A 746-nucleotide genomic window follows, 5' to 3' on the forward strand; every position below is an offset into this window, starting at 1 on the left:
ATCCTTTGGTCTTGCGGAGTGGTACTCAAGCGGCTGAAGAGGACGGTTTGCTAAATCGTTAGTGGTCGTAAGGCCAGCGTGGGTTCAAATCCCACCCACTCCGCCATCTGCTTTTTTGTTTGCCGCCTCAAGCAGCGGACAAGTCTTGTGCGGCGGTGTAGCTCAGTTGGTCTAGAGCATACGGTTCATACCCGTAGTGTCGTAGGTTCAAATCCTACCACCGCTACCAAGTCCAAATCATCAAACATGCTGGAGAGATGGCCGAGTTGGTCGAAGGCGCACGATTGGAAATCGTGTAGGCGGGCAAAACCTGTCTCAAGGGTTCGAATCCCTTTCTCTCCGCCATTTATCGGGGTGTAGCTCAGCTTGGTAGAGCGCCTGCTTCGGGAGCAGGAGGCCGCACGTTCAAGTCGTGTCACTCCGACCATCACAGCAAAATGCGGAAGTGGCTCAGTGGTAGAGCATCGCCTTGCCAAGGCGAGGGTCGCGAGTTCGAATCTCGTCTTCCGCTCCATAATGCGCCCGTAGCTCAGCTGGATAGAGTAATTGACTACGAATCAAGAGGTCGGAGGTTCGAATCCTCCCGGGCGCGCCATTTTTCCCTTTACCCCTGCGCAATGGCAATGCGCGATACAGTCGGGGCGTAGCTCAGTTTGGTAGAGCGCTACCTTGGGGTGGTAGAGGCCGCACGTTCAAATCGTGTCGCTCCGACCATTGTTACCTTTACGTTTCTCAACTTTATACAT

The 746-nt window shown here is 54.2% G+C and carries 7 tRNA genes; all 7 read left to right on the forward strand.

The features are described from left to right. The first annotated feature begins 15 nt into the window (after positions 1 to 15). Positions 16 to 106 (forward strand) — tRNA-Ser (locus GTO91_RS17620). Between the two features lie 45 nt (positions 107 to 151). After that, positions 152 to 229: transfer RNA gene (locus GTO91_RS17625), tRNA-Met, on the forward strand. Positions 230 to 251: 22 nt separating this feature from the next. Next, positions 252 to 345: transfer RNA gene (locus GTO91_RS17630), tRNA-Ser, on the forward strand. Between the two features lie 5 nt (positions 346 to 350). Continuing rightward, positions 351 to 427: transfer RNA gene (locus GTO91_RS17635), tRNA-Pro, on the forward strand. A gap of 12 nt (positions 428 to 439) precedes the next feature. Next, a tRNA-Gly gene (locus GTO91_RS17640) sits at positions 440 to 514 on the forward strand. A gap of 4 nt (positions 515 to 518) precedes the next feature. Beyond that, positions 519 to 595 (forward strand) — tRNA-Arg (locus tag GTO91_RS17645). A gap of 42 nt (positions 596 to 637) precedes the next feature. Beyond that, positions 638 to 714 (forward strand) — tRNA-Pro (locus GTO91_RS17650). Positions 715 to 746 lie beyond the last annotated feature (32 nt).

Origin of the sequence: Heliomicrobium undosum (genome assembly GCF_009877425.1) — a bacterium.
GTDB lineage: Bacteria > Bacillota > Desulfitobacteriia > Heliobacteriales > Heliobacteriaceae > Heliomicrobium > Heliomicrobium undosum.